The organism is Brumicola blandensis, from assembly GCF_031846165.1.
Lineage (GTDB): Bacteria > Pseudomonadota > Gammaproteobacteria > Enterobacterales > Alteromonadaceae > Glaciecola > Glaciecola blandensis.
Window position 1 is genome coordinate 627,280 of sequence record NZ_JAVRIE010000002.1, and the last position, 13,242, is coordinate 640,521.

At 42.7% G+C, this 13,242-nt stretch carries 13 protein-coding genes; 6 read left to right on the forward strand and 7 right to left on the reverse strand.

Features of this window, described 5'->3' with window-relative positions:
• Nucleotides 1-56 precede the first annotated feature (56 nt).
• Together xylA and xylB are read right to left on the reverse strand one after the other, a co-directional pair.
• Nucleotides 57-1,391, reverse strand: a complete 1,335-nt coding sequence (gene xylA, locus RM544_RS07955) for a xylose isomerase (protein ID WP_311361229.1) — start codon at nucleotides 1,389-1,391, stop codon at nucleotides 57-59.
• The gene (gene xylB / locus RM544_RS07960; protein ID WP_311361230.1) at nucleotides 1,388-2,899 is read right to left on the reverse strand and encodes a xylulokinase; all 1,512 of its coding nucleotides are present in this window, start codon (nucleotides 2,897-2,899) and stop codon (nucleotides 1,388-1,390) included. The genes xylA and xylB overlap by 4 nt, the downstream gene beginning before the upstream one ends.
• Before the next feature lie 277 nt (nucleotides 2,900-3,176).
• Here xylB and RM544_RS07965 point away from each other — a divergent pair, with 277 nt between their 5' ends.
• On the forward strand, nucleotides 3,177-4,340 hold the full coding sequence (locus RM544_RS07965; RefSeq protein ID WP_311361231.1) for a XylR family transcriptional regulator: 1,164 nt from the start codon (nucleotides 3,177-3,179) through the stop codon (nucleotides 4,338-4,340).
• Between the two features lie 7 nt (nucleotides 4,341-4,347).
• Here RM544_RS07965 and RM544_RS07970 read toward each other — a convergent pair whose 3' ends face one another.
• Together RM544_RS07970 and rlmF are read right to left on the reverse strand one after the other, a co-directional pair.
• Nucleotides 4,348-5,583, reverse strand: a complete 1,236-nt coding sequence (locus tag RM544_RS07970) for an RDD family protein (RefSeq protein WP_311361232.1) — start codon at nucleotides 5,581-5,583, stop codon at nucleotides 4,348-4,350.
• 36 nt (nucleotides 5,584-5,619) lie between these two features.
• Nucleotides 5,620-6,543: a 23S rRNA (adenine(1618)-N(6))-methyltransferase RlmF gene (gene rlmF, locus RM544_RS07975; RefSeq protein ID WP_311361233.1), complete on the reverse strand. Its 924-nt coding sequence runs from the start codon at nucleotides 6,541-6,543 to the stop codon at nucleotides 5,620-5,622.
• Between the two features lie 213 nt (nucleotides 6,544-6,756).
• On the opposite strand from rlmF, the gene RM544_RS07980 reads away from it, so the two are divergent.
• On the forward strand, nucleotides 6,757-7,428 hold the full coding sequence (locus RM544_RS07980; protein ID WP_311361234.1) for a nitroreductase: 672 nt from the start codon (nucleotides 6,757-6,759) through the stop codon (nucleotides 7,426-7,428).
• Between the two features lie 25 nt (nucleotides 7,429-7,453).
• Here the strand turns inward: RM544_RS07980 and RM544_RS07985 are convergent, their stop codons facing one another.
• Both RM544_RS07985 and RM544_RS07990 read right to left on the reverse strand, forming a co-directional pair.
• Nucleotides 7,454-8,965, reverse strand: a complete 1,512-nt coding sequence (locus tag RM544_RS07985; RefSeq protein WP_311361235.1) for a polysaccharide lyase family 7 protein — start codon at nucleotides 8,963-8,965, stop codon at nucleotides 7,454-7,456.
• A 183-nt stretch (nucleotides 8,966-9,148) separates the two neighbouring features.
• The gene (locus tag RM544_RS07990) at nucleotides 9,149-9,862 is read right to left on the reverse strand and encodes an SOS response-associated peptidase family protein (protein WP_311361236.1); all 714 of its coding nucleotides are present in this window, start codon (nucleotides 9,860-9,862) and stop codon (nucleotides 9,149-9,151) included.
• 242 nt (nucleotides 9,863-10,104) lie between these two features.
• On the opposite strand from RM544_RS07990, the gene RM544_RS07995 reads away from it, so the two are divergent.
• From RM544_RS07995 to RM544_RS08005, 3 genes are all read left to right on the forward strand, one after another.
• Nucleotides 10,105-10,527 (forward strand): hypothetical protein, encoded by a 423-nt coding sequence (locus tag RM544_RS07995; protein ID WP_311361237.1) that lies wholly within the window; start codon nucleotides 10,105-10,107, stop codon nucleotides 10,525-10,527.
• 225 nt (nucleotides 10,528-10,752) lie between these two features.
• The gene (locus RM544_RS08000; protein WP_311361238.1) at nucleotides 10,753-11,253 is read left to right on the forward strand and encodes a zf-TFIIB domain-containing protein; all 501 of its coding nucleotides are present in this window, start codon (nucleotides 10,753-10,755) and stop codon (nucleotides 11,251-11,253) included.
• A 10-nt stretch (nucleotides 11,254-11,263) separates the two neighbouring features.
• On the forward strand, nucleotides 11,264-11,689 hold the full coding sequence (locus RM544_RS08005) for a hypothetical protein (RefSeq protein WP_311361239.1): 426 nt from the start codon (nucleotides 11,264-11,266) through the stop codon (nucleotides 11,687-11,689).
• 305 nt (nucleotides 11,690-11,994) lie between these two features.
• Here the strand turns inward: RM544_RS08005 and RM544_RS08010 are convergent, their stop codons facing one another.
• Nucleotides 11,995-12,387, reverse strand: a complete 393-nt coding sequence (locus RM544_RS08010) for a VOC family protein (protein WP_311361240.1) — start codon at nucleotides 12,385-12,387, stop codon at nucleotides 11,995-11,997.
• 115 nt (nucleotides 12,388-12,502) lie between these two features.
• Between RM544_RS08010 and RM544_RS08015 the strand changes: the two genes are divergently transcribed.
• Nucleotides 12,503-13,186 carry a helix-turn-helix transcriptional regulator gene (locus tag RM544_RS08015; RefSeq protein ID WP_311361241.1) on the forward strand — a complete coding sequence of 228 codons (684 nt, stop codon included), beginning with the start codon at nucleotides 12,503-12,505 and terminating at the stop codon, nucleotides 13,184-13,186.
• Nucleotides 13,187-13,242: the final 56 nt, after the last annotated feature.

Below are 13,242 nucleotides of genomic sequence, written 5' to 3' on the forward strand. Positions count from 1 at the left end.
GATACGGTTTTTTTGAAGTAGAGTTTGTTTACGCTGAGTTAACCGAGGTTTTTACTTTACCCAAATAAGATTCGATTCACTTTATTTTCTAACAATTCTTGTTCGCCAGATACATGCTGTGGATTAAAGTTATTAGTGCTTGCTAGTTTAGCGAGTGACGCCAATGATTCTTTTCCACTCATGATGGATTGTCCTAAAGGTAAGCTCCAAGCTGCATAGCGTTGTGCGACTTTTTCGGCAAGGAAATCGTTTTGAAGAATGGCTGCTGCCTTCTTCAGTGCGAGTGCCATATGGTCCATGCCACCAATATGACCATGGAAAAGATCTGCAGGGCTTGAACTCTGACGACGAAGCTTACAATCAAAATTCAAACCACCGGTTTGGAAGCCCCCTGATTTAAGGATTTCATACATCACTAAACTAAGCTCATCGACAGCCGTTGGGAATTGATCAGTATCCCAACCGTTTTGTGCATCGCCTCGGTTCGCATCGATACTACCGAAAATACCGAGTGAAATCGCAGTGGCAATTTCATGATGGAAAGAGTGTCCGGCAAGCGTTGCATGATTAGCTTCGATATTCATCTTAAACTCTTCTTCAATACCAAACTGCTTCAAAAAGCCATATACCGTGGCACTGTCATAGTCATACTGATGCTTTGTTGGTTCTTGGGGTTTCGGCTCAATCAATAAGGTACCTGTGAAACCTATTTTGTGCTTGTGCTCCACCACCATCTGCATGAAACGACCTAATTGCTCGCGTTCTTGACGGAGGTCGGTGTTGAGGATAGTTTCGTAGCCTTCACGACCACCCCATAATACATAGTTTTCACCACCCAAACGCTTCGTTGCATTCATGGCTTGCATGACTTGAGTTGCAGCGTAAGAGAAAACCTCAGGGTTAGGGTTAGTTGCGCCGCCAGCAGCATATCGAGGATTGCTGAATAAGTTGGCTGTGCCCCATAAAAGCTTTAAACCTGTTTCTTCTTGTTTGGCTTCTAATACGTCGGTCATGCGGGCGAAGTTTTCTGTGTATTCTTTAATGGAGTGACCTTCTGGCGCCACATCAACATCATGAAAACAATAATAAGGAATACTCAGTTTGTGAAAGAAATCAAAAGCAGCATCGGCTTTTTCCATTGCGCGCTGCATTGGTTCACCGGGCTGTAACCACGGTCGACCAAATGTTCCTTGTCCGAATACATCAGCCCCATCCCAACACATGTTATGCCAATAACAAGCAGCGAAGCGCAAGTGATCTTTCATTGATTTACCCAGCACTAGCTCGTCTGGATTATAGTGATGAAAGGCTAAAGGATTGTCAGATGACGTACCTTCAAATTTAATTTTTTCAATGTCTTTGAAATATGAGTTTGGCTTGTGAGTAGTCACTGCTTGTCCTTATTATTTAATGGCTTAGTCGCGGTATATAGCGCTTTGAATGTTGTTCGTTTTTGTTTGTACCAATCCAAAAATGTACTATCAGGATGATATTCTTCGATGAGTGCCGGTTGCGGGCATATTTGGTCGATAGTTTTTTCTGTATCTACCGCTAATTGAGCGAGCCTGGCCGCGCCGAGAGAGGGACCGACTTCACCACCTTCTCTAAAACAGAGCTTTTTATCTAAAACGGTAGCTAACAACTGTCGCCATAGGCGGCTCTTTGCACCGCCTCCAATCAGTGTCACTTCTTCTGGTAAAGCTTGATTTTTGACAAAACTCGCTTCAAGCGCATCTACTGCATCAGCAAAAGCTAAACTAACACCTTCTAAGACAGCGTAAGTCAGGTGTGCTTGTGATGTGTCATGTGTGAGACCAAAAAAACTGCCGGTGGCTGATGCATCATTATGAGGTGTTCGTTCGCCACTTAAATAAGGCAGGAATATCAAAGGCGATCGCCTGATGCTGTCGTTCGATAAGTCGCTAGATTCATTCTTCAATGCCACATTCAACTCGGACAATAGTTGAGAAACAGGTTTTTGTGCAATCTTGTCGGCATACCATTGAAGGCAACTTGCTGCACTTAGCAATACCGACATCAAGTGCCATTTCTGAGGAAGAGCATGACAAAAGCTATGCACCGCAGAATCTGGATTAGCTTGGAACCCGTCGGTTACGACAAAGTACACGCCAGACGTTCCAAGAGATAGCATTGCTTGTCCAGCATGAACCAAACCTACGCCAACAGCACCCGCTGCATTGTCACCTGCGCCACCCACAATCGGAATACTTTGCATGCCCCATTGCTCGGCAATACTTTTATCAAGGTAAGCACTAATTTGATTGCCTTCAACCAGCTCAGGCATGTGTTCTGTAGTGAGCCCGCACGCTGCCAGTAGAGTGGTATCCCATTGTCTTTTTCTGGTATCCATCCATAATGTGCCAGCGGCATCAGACATGTCGGAGATGTATTTACCACTGAGTAGAAAACGCAAGTAGTCTTTGGGCAGCAGGACTTTGGCAATCCTTGCGAAGTTTTCGGGCTCGTTTTGTTGAACCCACCTAAGCTTTGGGGCAGTGAACCCTGGCATCATGATGTTGCCGGTAATTTCCCGGCTAGTGCTAACGCTTTCTTCAATATCTTTGCATTGGGCTTCACAGCGTCCGTCATTCCACAAAATAGCAGGGCGAATGATTTGATCGTTGCCATCTAGGAGTGTCGCGCCATGCATTTGTCCAGCGATACCCATTGCTTTGACATCGCGTAAATCAATGCGGGACGAGAGTGTTTGTATTGCGTTATTAGTGGCCGTCCACCAGTCTTGGGGGTTTTGTTCTGACCACAAGGCGTGTGGTCTAGATATCGCAACGGGTGCTGAAGCGGAATCGAGAATATCTCCACATTCACTGGTAATGATTACTTTGACACCGGAAGTGCCTAAGTCGATTCCCATATACATAGCTCAATACCGCCTTTAATTTTTGGATACGCTGTTTCCTTAATACATCTTTGAAGATCCCCTAATGACTAGCAATTACGAAATTTGATAATTAATTTTCGTAATCTGTTTGAGGCGTGTTATTTATTTTTTTTCATATTACTATCGGTCATGTTTAAAAATCATAATTACCAGATGACCGCGAAACAGACTCTCTGCTTTGAGTTATGGTCACAAATGGCTGAAGCTGGAATTAGCTAAATTAGGAATTAGCTAAAAAAGGAGATAGGAAGTACCAATGTTTTCAACTCGTCATAGCATTACCTTATTGTTCAATGCGAACAAAGTTTACGATCGCCAAGTAATAGAGGGCGTCGGGCATTACTTGCAATCTTCTAAAGTGAATTGGGATGTTTACCTTGAAGAAGACTTCTTGGCGCGTTTAGACAATGTCAATACGTGGGCTTGCAAAGGGATCATTGCGGATTTTGACGATACCAATATTCAAAACGCCTTGCGAGGGGTCAATATTCCTGTTGTAGGAGTAGGTGGTTCATATCGCGATGAAGCCGACTATCCGAATGTACCGTATGTTGCCACAGATAATTACCAAGTGATTAAATTGGCCTATGAACATTTAAAGTCGAAAGGTTTAGAGCGTTTTGCCTTTTACGGTTTTCCTCTCGATGTGAATCATCGTTGGGCAACCGAGCGAGAGCGTGCAATTGTTGAGTTATGCCAAGCAGATGGATATGAATGTGCAATTTATCGTGGCCACTCAACTCGCCCTGAGACTTGGCAGTACAGCATGAACCGTCTGTCAGAATGGTTGCAAACCTTACCTAATCCAGTTGGTATTATTTCAGTGACGGATGCTCGCGCTCGTCATCTTTTACAGGCGTGTGACCATATTGGCAAAGTCGTTCCAGACCAAATATCGATTGTCGGTATTGATGATGATGATATCGCTCGGAATCTCAGTCGCATTAGCCTGAGTTCGGTGACACAAGGTTGTTTTGATATGGGGTTTCAAGCAGCAAAACTCTTGCACCGTCGAATCGAGAACCCTACTTTAAAGCACAAGATAGTCACTGTTCCGCCGGTGGGTGTTGTGCAGCGCCAGAGCACTGACTTCAAAGCCTTACAGGACCCTTTCGTGATCCAAGCAATGCATTATATTCGGCAGAATGCGTGTAGGGGGATTAAGGTCGATCAAGTCTTAGCTTTTGTCGGTATTTCACGATCCAATTTAGAAAGTCGTTTTCGTCAAGAACGTGGTCATAGCATTCACTTTGAGCTTCACCAAGAAAAACTCAACACAGCATGTGCCCTGCTAGAAAATAAGGATATGTCGACGCAAGAAATTGCAAAAGCGGCAGGTTATCCGTCCTTACAATACATGTATGCGGTATTCAAAAAGCATTTTGGTGAAACACCAAAAGAATATCGAGATAAGTTATAAGACGGAACTAGTTTTTTCGACCTAAGCGTAACACCAAGGTTTCCGAAATTTTGTCCTGGATGGCTTGACGGTTTGGGTCCCAATAAACTTGTAGAAAGCCTAGTAAACCCGTCGCAAATCCAGCGCCGTAACCGCCATATCGACCAAAGCTTTCCCACAAATTAGGATAGTTACCGTCAAGTTTCACAACCTCAATACCCACGATTTTCTTACCTAAGGTTTGTCCGCGCCACCAGGCAGTGAAAACACTGAAGTACAGCGCAGCCCATCCTAAACCAATGCCTAAATCAGACATCAATCCTTTAGTCCATTCGATAATACTGTAGACGGCATTATCCTTTTTAGGTTCTATTTCTTGGGCTTGAGTAATTTCCAGCACATCGTCTTTATAAGCATTCTTTTCCTCTTCTAAGGTGGCTTCAAACTGCCTTATAAATAGGGACTTTGTTTCCTCACTCCATTCTTTTTGTGAGACTAAATCAGCCGTTGTGGCTTTAATGTCCTCTACTGGAGCCTCCATAGCCGCGGCCGCTATCGCTAAACCCTCAGCATAATTAAGTTGGCACTCACTATCGCCATTGTCGCATTTAATATCTACCAGGAAGGCCGCAAGGTCGAGTAAACTTTGCATATTTTGCTTTTTCTCTGCTTCCTGTTCTTCGGGACTAACTGACGTGCTTACTTTACTCTCATCACCCATGTCGCCAATAATGACAAATACGATAGTGAAAATAAGAAAAGCGGCAGTGCCTCGTAAGGCAAGTCTCATCTTGTTGAATCTCTTTTGCTGCTTTAAACGATCGCCAGCCTTGAAGAAAGTCATGGCAACAAAACCGGCGAAGACTAATGAACTGAGTCCGGTAAGCACACTAATTAGAAATAAATCGATAAGGATCGCAACGCCTCTGCGGGTTGGTGTTGCTAGTGGTTGACCTAATAAGTCGGGAGCGACGGTAAATGCGTATGGTGTAACAATTTCGCGTGTTTCTTCTTTTGTCAGTTCGTCATCTAAACTTGGCGAAGTATCATTGTCTTCTTGTTTGCTGTCTTTGTCTGGGATTGGCTCATAGTCAATAGCGACAGGCTCCGATAGTTCACTATCGCGATTAAGCGTAGCGTCTACTTCTACCTCTACTTCTGGCTCGGCTTTAGGCTCAACCGTCTCTTCCACGGGTGCATCGAGATCGAATGACTGTTGTGGGTTTTCTTCGTTGGTTTTATTATTTTTTTTTGAAGATGCCATAGTCCCTTCCTTTGTCGACTCTAAGCTTAAAAGTATTTATTGAAAACGCCAAGCAATAAATCGGCTGGCTTTTGCGCCTTGGCTCATGTTGATGACACGCCAATCACTCACGCCCAAGTGTTTTGCAAATTTTTCCAAGCCGTAAACAGAGTCCTTTTTGGAAAGAAGGGAAGTGAACCATTCAACTTGGCCCGCGAATGCTTGGCTTTCCGTAAGCATCTGTTTAACGAAAGCAAACTCGCCACCTTCACACCATAGCTCATTGTGCTGGCCACCAAAGTTTAAGTTATCTCTATTGCTCGCACTGGATTCACCACCTCGACGCTTATGAGCATGTCGAGCAAGGTTTTTATTTTTCTTTCGGCTACCAGACATGGCTGCTGAGGCAGACTCATGAAAGGGCGGGTTACACATTGTGAAAGTGTAATATTCATCGCTTTGTATTATCCCGTTCAGAATACTTCCAGCCTTTTGCAGCTTCACTTTTACTAGTTTACTTAGGTTTTTATTCGACTTGGCAATCACCTTTGCACTCTGATACGAAGGCTCGTGAATATCAGTACCCACCATTTGCCAGCCGTAGCTTTGGCTGCCAATAATAGGATAAATAAGGTTCGCCCCAGTGCCAATATCAAGTCCTCTAATATTTTTACCAGAAGGCAGCGTTTTATTGTTTTCTGGTTCCTGTAAAGTTGCCGCTAACAAATCGGCAATACCATGAATATAGTCAGCTCGCCCTGGCACAGCAGGACAAAGGTAGCCGTGTGGAATATCCCAAAAGTGCACTTGATAATAATGGCTTAATAGCGCTGCATTGAGGCTTTTTACTGCAGCAGGTTGGGCAAAATCGATCGTCATTTTACCGTCTGGTTTTGGGGCTAAATGCACACTTAAAGGCGAATAAGCCTTTGCCAATTGCTCGAAGTCATAACCAGTTTTATGGGGATTGCGCGGATGCATAATTGCTTTCAGATGCTCATATTCAAGCTGGGTGGATAACCCGTGTTTGTCTTAATACGAACTATAGCCTTTAGCTGCTTGTATATCCAGAGTGGAAGCTGCGTGGAAGAAACTATTATCAAATAAACTATGCAGGCATAAATAGTTTTGATTGGTCTCTTTGCAAGTGTTTGCATTAATCTGGTTTTACTTTTTACAAGCATACGAGTACTTATGAATTTTGCAGAATTTGCAGCATCACGAAAAAGCGTGAGAGGATTTAGTCAAAAACCAGTTTCCAAAGAAACGGTTGATCAAATTATCAATGCCGCGAAGTGGGCGCCTTCCTCATATAATACCCAAACATGGAAAATTCATGCTGTAACGGGTGACGTTCTTGATCAAATTAGAGATGGCAACACCAAGGATACCTTGGCAGGAAAACCTCATGTGCGTGATTTTCCTTACAAAGAAGACTATGAAGGTATTCATCGTCAGCGCCAAATAGATGTTGCGATCCAATTGTTCGACGTGATGGGAATAAAAAGGGAAGACAAAGAAAAGCGCATGGATTGGATGATGCGTGGTTTTCGCCAGTTCGATGCACCAGTTTCCTTAGTATTGACTTATGATAAGTCGCTCGAGCCAGCAGGGATTACTCAGTTTAGTCTAGGTTCGCTAGCTTACGGTATCGTGCTTGCTGCGTGGGATATTGGTCTAGGCTGCGTTATAAATGGGCAAGGGATCATGCAGTCTGACGTTGTTCACAAATATGCCAATATTCCTGACTCAGAAGCGATCATGATTTGTATTGCTTTGGGTTATCCAGACGAAAACTTTGCTGCCAATGAGGTTCGCTCAACGCGCGCCGACAATAAAGATTTTGTAAGCTACCACGGCTTTTGATTTGCCGTGATAGCTTACTTGTAACTTATTGCGGACCGTGTTCGTTACTCAAAAAGTAATAGGTAATTAGATCAAAGTCAGAGCCGACGCCATTGGCGTCGCCACTATCACCCGTATTGTTTTGTGAGTAGGCGCCAGCCTTAAAATAATTCCATTCTTCGATAACATCATAGCCACTGTTTTCTTGTTGCATATCAACAAATTGGTGGGCAATGATAGGTCCGTTCAAGTCACCACGACGGATCAGAACATCGATACGTGGGCCTTCTTGTTTAATTTCATAAGAGAAAATTTCACCCAGTGCAATCCCTTGTTCAGGGTTGTTTAGGAAAATCGGTTGATTGCTATTATTAGTGTAACGAGGCCCTAACACCATTAACCAAATATCGTCTCCGCCTCGGTATTCATGTGCAAAGTAGATGTATCCACGGTCATTGTTCGGAAACTTCTTATAGTACAGACGAATAGGCTCGTCATCATCTGCGTGAATTTGTCCAAATATCACTCTTCCCGTATGAGATGTACTTCCATCAGTCGTTACGTGATCAATTTTCAAAGTACCTTTAAGAACACCAACACGCCCGCCAATATTGCGTTGCGGGTCGGGTTGATACCCTAAAATCCAATTATTCTGGTTCACACCCTGAGTACTAATTCCGGTATTGCCACGACGGAGCATTTCTCTTAGCTCTGAACGTGTAAAGCTGGTATTCGCTGAGGTCTTAGCACCAAAAATCGTGGAACGGAACACCATACCGCCATCTTCGCCTGTATAGAAATGGTCGTCATCTTCAAAGCCGTTGTCGAGTTCGCGCTCGCTGGCTCTTTGAGAGAAACCATCATCAGGATCTGTTCTCGGAGTATCAAGTGCCCAGGTCAGTAAATCGAAATTTTCGCCAGGAGGTGCATTCGGATCTAAATTATACTGGCTAATATCAACAGTTTGCTCCTGTAAAGGTGCTACATCGACATCTAAGGGACAACCGAAAACGGCAGCTTCTAACAGAGAGGTTGTTGTATTATTACTAGTAATCCTAACAAAGCGAGCGACGGTATCGGTGATATCAAAACGTTCGAAAGAATCTGTCACTTGTGATGTCGTTTCATTACTCAAAATACTGGTATATGTCTCGCCATCTTCTGACACTGAAACATCAAAGCTATAAGTCGTTTGATCACCATTGAGCCATGCAGTACCTATTTCTTTCACTAAATGACGATAGCCTAATTCGATGGTAATGCTTGCGGCATCTGTTGTGGTTTCCCAGCGGCTTTCATCAGCTAAGTCGCCATCAATTGCTTTGCTGGCCGCAAATTCACTGCTTGAGCTTGCGTCGCTATCTACGCTAATGAGTTGCAAGAAGTCGAGACCTGAGCAGCTTGTTTTAGATAAGTCGGGCGGATAAATTGGGTCAGCAACGCCATCAACGGGTGGCGGAACAACAGGTGTTGGAAGAACCGCGTTGTCGGCTTCGGAACCGCCACCACAGCCATTGAGAATGGCCAAACAAGCGAGGGGGAAAAGTAATCGTTTCACAGATAATCCTTAGTTCTGAGAGTGAGCTTTTTGATCAATAATATTAAATTGGCTTTATTTATTGGTAATACAATTTGGGTATATTGGTAGATCAAATATCGTCATTTGGTTGAACTTAAGGTTAAATGTAATTTATGTCAATAGAATTGAAAAATAATTGTTTTAATTATGTAAAGAGAATAACTACTCGTTATCTATGAGGTCTGAAATTAAGGTGACAGGAGGAGATGATTTCATTGCAACCTTGTCCTTGTAGGTTTTGACTCTTTGAACATGTAAGGTGGGGAACAAGCTCGGGTTATTCAGTAGAAAATCTATTTTAGGGTGGCTTTGGATGGTGGGATCTAGCCAAATATCTAAAAATTTGGGCGACATCGGTAAAAACAGTGGAAAGGCCTTGTCGTGAAAAGGCGTCATTTTTGGATGAGCATCGCGGGTAATAATTGCGCAGCTATAACGATTCTTATCAAACCTTCGATATAAAGCGCCCAGTGCAAAAACCTCATCACTTTGCATGTAGTATTGATGTTTCGTTTTCCCCACTAATTTTGATTCACCAATGCCTGTAGCGAAAACGACGCCGCGTTGATGAGCGAGTGAGTGCTTCCAGAAGGGACTTTGTAAATTTCGAGCATTAAACGTTGTGCGATTGCCCACCATCAAACCCTCGCTGGTGTCGAAGCAGTCATACCACCAAGTAGCAGACACTTTCTTTAATTGGCCGGCTGCATCTTTGTCACGCAGAACCATATCGATAGTACGATTGGGGTTTTGCCCAAATGCGGGATAAAAAACTCGGGTTTCTTCAGCAGGTACAAAGGGCAAGTACTCGGAAAATTCAGGCTGCTGCATCACTGGGGCAGCGCGTTCACCATTAATTTCAACATATCCGCACATGCTCAGTTTTCCTTATTTATGAATGTCTAAGAGTATAGTCCGTAAGTAACAACTTGTGATCTATAAAGAAATCGCAACAACTGTATTCAAACAAACATAAGATACGAGATAAGCGAGTTAGTTTCTAGTGAACAGTTTTGGCGCTATATTTTCGTTTATTCTTTTCATGGTCCTAAACTTGCTATCAATCCATTCCTTATTCTAAAAATACAAAAAATTAATCTAAATAAGTGAGGAATGAAATGAAAAAAATAATAATTGTTGGAATAATGCTAGTCAGTATTGCTTCATTCGCAAGCGGCGATAACTCCGAGTCAAGCGATGCTAGAACCGCTATCAATTTAACTGCACAAGAGAAGGATTTTGTTCTCGAAAGGATGCGTAGAATGCTAGAAACTCTTGCCGGAATTCAGCAGGCAATGGTTGAGGATTCACCGCAAAAAGCCGATAACTTAGTAGGCTTACTCTTTGAATATACGAGAGAAAATCACCCAGATGGCCTACATGAAAAAATGCCAATTGGTTTCAAGCAAATGGCCAAGCAAATGAACGGTCACTGGAAAAAGTTAAAAACAGAAAGCGATGATAAAGTATTTATCCAAAAGGAAGTGGTCGCTATTATGTCAACTTGTAATGCTTGTCATCGTACGTATAAAATTCAGTAAGAAATACGATTTGTTTGCCAACAATGGAAAGTAAAGTAATAAGGGTGATGCGCCATATTTGTCGCAAGCTCTGTTATTTTTGTCATCATTGCATTGGGCAAACTGCTGATTTAGACACTGATATTGTTGTTATTATTGAGTGACTATCTTGCTGGGATCAACTAACCGTTTTCGTCGAGGGCTTAGTAAGATAGTGTTGGTTTTAAAAGAGAAGGAGTAGCGTCTATGCAATGCCCAAGAACAGACACGCCATTGAAAACAATTAATGTTGGTAAAGTGCCTGTCTATGTGAGCGAAAATTGTGGTGGCGTTTTCCTAACACATCAAACACTACACCTATTCGAATGCCCTAAAGATGCTAGAGGAAATGCACTATCGAAGCATCTTAGCCAGTTTCATGATGCAAGACTTAATGTTGACCAAAGAGTGAGGTGCCCTGAATGCAAAGATACGGTCATGTTAAGGCGATTTTATAGTCCTTTACAGGTCGTTGAAATAGATGAGTGTCCTAGCTGTGGTGGAATTTGGCTAGATACTGGAGAGCTAAGTAAACTGCAGTCTTTAATGCTCAATGAAACTGATAAAGCGCGCCTTCGTGCAGAGCTGCTAGATGAACATAGACGAGCAGAGATCAATGGACTTCCTCACTTGCACGATTTTGGCAGTCGGTCTGACAGGATTGATAATTTTATGGAGCTTACTTCATACATTGCAATGTCAATTTAAGGAAGGTAAATTGAAAGCAAATGATACGAAGCAAAATAATCAATTAGTTAAGTTTGCCGCGTACATAGTAATCACAATTTTTACGCTGATATTCGGCTATTTTAAAAGTGTCGAAAACAATGAAAAGGTCAATGAAGAATTTAGTGAACAACTCTTCGATTTAGAGGGCGTAACTACTCGCATCGTGTATTTTTCGAAATCAACACCAAACGCTGAAATCAAGTTTGAATCAAGCGGTTTGCCCAATCGAGCGGATAGCTACAAACCAGAAATTTTAGCTTATGTTTGTTCGCAGCCCGTTTTACAAAAAGAGCTGAATAATGGGAAGGTGGTAGTGTTTAATATGTCAGCATGGGATAGAGAGGATGGAAACTTTGTTAACATGAGAATTGATGCAGAGCGTTGTAGGAATGCATCTGCGGACCCTGCTCATTAACGCTTTATCTCTATTGTGTATCTTGCGGTATACCCAGTTTAAATAAAAGTGATTGAAAGTTGAACAGCCTCAGCTAACTATTAGGGTAAGTCATCACGCTACTTTGGGCACAGCCATGTTTACCGCACCCTTCTTCGGGGGTCTATTTGTGAAGCTGGGCAGGGGACACACCTCAAAAAACGGCGAGGTGATATCTTTACTTCTATGTATAGCAATTGGTCTGGTTGTGATGGCTGGTGGGTATTTGGGTTTTTTCACCAGCTAACAGCCATGACTCAAGATGCGAAACTCAATGACTGACTAAATTAGTCACCAGCAACCATGCAGAATGCATTAAGCTTATTACCATCCAAATCTCTGAAGTACCCAGCGTAAAAGCCCGAGGTTGCTCCTTCCGGCCTAAAGCCCGGCTTGCCTTCACAACTGCCGCCTAATTCCAATGCTTTCGCATAGAAAGCATCTATTTGGGCTGGAGAATCCAAAGCGACGGCAACCATAGACCCATTGCCTACTGTCGCTGTTTTTTTATCAAACGGCACAGATACAGCAATTGAGGGTTCATCAGGATTTTTTGCCCAAGCAATAAAGTAATTCGGCTCCTCCATGAATCTTTTTGCACCTATTGTGCCTAACAGTGCATCATAGAATTCGCTAGATTTTGTTAGGTCGTTTGTACCAAGTGTGACATAGCCAATCATTATGTTCTCCAGTATGTGATTGTTTAAAGCCACTGTATCTTAGCTGATTGCTACTGACAGCTTTTGTCAGTAGTCTTTCACTATACTTAAGGATGAACACTGTTGAGATTTTGGAATGATTAGAGCTGAGAGGTTGAACGACATCGTTCACTATTTACGAAGAATGCATCAAGCGGTAACGGCGGAAACATTGGCGAAAACGTTTGAAGTATCGCCAAGAACTATTTATCGCGACATTCAGAGTTTAATCGATACTGGTGTGCCAATTAATGGGGAAGCAGGTGTGGGCTATGTTATTGATAAACACTATCACCTTCCTCCCATTATGTTTGATGCTGATGAAATTGAGGCTATTGCGCTGGGCATTGGAATGGTGAGCAACTGGACGGATCAAGCGTTCGCTAACAAAGCTCAAAGTGCGTTTAAAAAAATACAAGCAACCTTACCTCCTCTCTTGTTGCATGAACTTCATCAAATAAGCACATTTTCGGAGCCAAGCCATTACAAAATACCTTGGGAAGTCAGTTTTACTGAAGTAAGAGAATGTATTCGCCGAAAACATAAAATTCAATTCAACTATTTGGATTTACAAGACCGCACTACTCAACGCACTATTTGGCCTCTAGCTCTCGTTTCATTCAGTCCTGTTTGGTTGCTTGCGGGGTGGTGTGAACTGCGACAAACATTTCGCAACTTTCGACTTGATCGTATTTCTGGGTTTGAAACATTGAAGCAGAGTTTTCCTAACGAAAGAGATAAAAACCTCAAAGCGTATTTAGCACAAGTTGAGCATGATTAAGTTAAAAAGAACCGCTTACATTTGTGTTCCACAGGGTCATAGAAGGGTATCTGATT

Bases quoted from the DNA above. Each gene is read 5' to 3' on its own strand.
- RM544_RS07965 (WP_311361231.1), top strand. From the start codon at position 3,177: ATGTTTTCAACTCGTCATAGCATTACCTTATTGTTCAATGCGAACAAA.
- RM544_RS08015 (WP_311361241.1), top strand. From the start codon at position 12,503: ATGATTAGAGCTGAGAGGTTGAACGACATCGTTCACTATTTACGAAGA.
- xylB (WP_311361230.1), bottom strand. From the start codon at position 2,899: ATGTATATGGGAATCGACTTAGGCACTTCCGGTGTCAAAGTAATCATT.
- RM544_RS07970 (WP_311361232.1), bottom strand. From the start codon at position 5,583: ATGGCATCTTCAAAAAAAAATAATAAAACCAACGAAGAAAACCCACAA.
- RM544_RS07990 (WP_311361236.1), bottom strand. From the start codon at position 9,862: ATGTGCGGATATGTTGAAATTAATGGTGAACGCGCTGCCCCAGTGATG.
- RM544_RS07980 (WP_311361234.1), top strand. From the start codon at position 6,757: ATGAATTTTGCAGAATTTGCAGCATCACGAAAAAGCGTGAGAGGATTT.
- RM544_RS08000 (WP_311361238.1), top strand. From the start codon at position 10,753: ATGCAATGCCCAAGAACAGACACGCCATTGAAAACAATTAATGTTGGT.
- RM544_RS07995 (WP_311361237.1), top strand. From the start codon at position 10,105: ATGAAAAAAATAATAATTGTTGGAATAATGCTAGTCAGTATTGCTTCA.
- RM544_RS08010 (WP_311361240.1), bottom strand. From the start codon at position 12,387: ATGATTGGCTATGTCACACTTGGTACAAACGACCTAACAAAATCTAGC.
- rlmF (WP_311361233.1), bottom strand. From the start codon at position 6,543: ATGCATCCGCGCAATCCCCATAAAACTGGTTATGACTTCGAGCAATTG.